The organism is Acidisphaera sp. S103 (assembly GCF_009765975.1).
GTDB lineage: Bacteria > Pseudomonadota > Alphaproteobacteria > Acetobacterales > Acetobacteraceae > Rhodopila.
The window spans coordinates 19,468-21,241 of the sequence record NZ_LMUJ01000115.1 but is presented as its reverse complement, the minus strand read 5'-3'; the positions used below and the strand labels follow the sequence as shown (position 1 = coordinate 21,241).

Sequence of the window (1,774 nt, the reverse complement as noted above, 5' to 3'; positions counted from 1 at the left end):
TTGGGGGCGGTACCGCCACTAACGCCACCCTGGAACTTGCCTCCGCCGCAAGCCAGGGCACCCTAAGCGGCTTCGGTACCCAATTCACCAACTTCGGCACACTGGACTTTGCGCCTTCATCAAGCTGGCTGGTCCAGACCAACGCCGACATTTCGTCCACGGTCGTCGACGGCTTCGTTCAAGGCGACACGATCGACATAACCGGGTTCACAGCTACGAACACCGGGGCCGTGGGCGGCGGCACGTCGGTGACCCTGACAAACAGTGGCGGCACGCATCTCGTGGTGGATTTTGGGGAGTCCGCCGGCAACGTCACCATCGCCTCCGGCCCCGGAATCTCCGGCACTGAACTCACCACGATCTGCTTCTGCGTCGGCACGCTGATCGGCACCCCGGACGGCGAGGTGCCGGTGCAGACCCTGAAAGCCGGCGACACGGTGCTGACCGCTCTTAACGGACCGCGCAAGGTCACCTGGGTCGGCACCGGCAAGGTCCTGGCCACCCGTGGCAAGCGCGGCATCGCGACACCTGTCATCGTCCGCAAGGGCGCCTTGGGCGACAACCTGCCGCACCATGATCTGCATGTCACCAAGGCCCACTCGCTCTACATCGAGGACGTGCTGATCCCGGTGGAATTCCTGGTCAACCACAAATCGATCATCTGGGACGACCGAGCGCAGGAGGTCGAAATCTATCACGTCGAACTGCAAAGCCACGACGTGCTGATCGCCAACGGTGTCCCGGCCGAAAGCTATCGCGACGACGGCAACCGCTGGCTGTTCCAGAACGCAAATGAAGGCTGGCACCTGCCGCCGCAGGAACCCTATGCCCCCGTGCTGACAGGTGGCCCCATTGTCGATGCTGTGTGGAAACGACTTCTCGGCCGTGCCGGCCCACGCGACCTGCCGCCGTTGACCGATGATCCGGATCTGCATCTGATCATCGATGGCATGCGCGTGGATGCTCAAGAACGCACCGGGTCTGTCTACGTCTTCCGGCTGCCGTGCCGCCCGGCCAGCGTGGTCCTCGCCTGCCGCGACACCGTGCCGGCGGAACTTGGGATCGCACGCGATCCTCGGTCGTTGGGTGTCGCGCTACGTCGCGTGGCCATACGGCAGGGCACCCGCTTCACACTGTTCGAGGCGGACGACCACCGCCTGACCGCCGGCTTCCACGACTACGAACCGGCCGATGGCCTGCGCTGGACCGACGGCTATGCCGAATTGCCGATCGAGGCCTTCGCCCCGTTCGACGAAGGCGCCGAGGTGATGCTGCATCTTGGCGGCGCGACACAGTATCTGGACTATGGGGATAGTACCGCAAGGACGGCAGCGTAAGCATGAGAGCGTGCAAAGTTGTGGGGACTCACGCTGCGGCTGTGACCTCAATGTTGCGGTTGGCAGAACGGAAGTCGGGATAGAGAGCATGCAAAACTGTGGGGACTTCGCTGTGACTTCCATCCCACAGCGGCGCTGTCGCCTGGGTGACCGCCTCCGAGTCCCCACAGCCTTGCAAGCTCTCTGCAGTGGGCAAGGATATCGGCTGCGCGATCTGCTGGACGGCATGATCGCGGCCAGCGGTGTCCGGGTCCAGCCCGACAACGCGGTGTTATCGAACAGGTTGAGCGTGAATGCGCTGGTGTCGTTCGGCATGTGGCTGTCCTTGTGCGGGCAGCCGCGCGGGCTCGGCCGCTTGGAGGCGGTTGAGCCGGACGGTCTGCTGATTGGGTTGATCGGAAGGGAAGGGGGCTGACCGGTCCTCGGTCAGTGGGACC

The 1,774-nt window shown here is 64.1% G+C and carries 2 protein-coding genes; both read left to right on the top strand.

From position 1 onward, the window contains the following. On the top strand, window positions 1-1,337 hold a 1,337-nt coding region (locus tag GSQ89_RS37925), incomplete at its 5' end, for a Hint domain-containing protein (RefSeq protein ID WP_158933299.1). Between the two features lie 226 nt (window positions 1,338-1,563). Further along, complete coding sequence (locus tag GSQ89_RS37920) at window positions 1,564-1,752, top strand: hypothetical protein (protein WP_158933298.1); 189 nt, start codon at window positions 1,564-1,566, stop codon at window positions 1,750-1,752. Window positions 1,753-1,774: the final 22 nt, after the last annotated feature.

What these genes read in the sequence shown, in the direction of transcription:
- GSQ89_RS37920 (WP_158933298.1), top strand. Translation starts at nt 1,564, where the DNA reads ATGATCGCGGCCAGCGGTGTCCGGGTCCAGCCCGACAACGCGGTGTTA.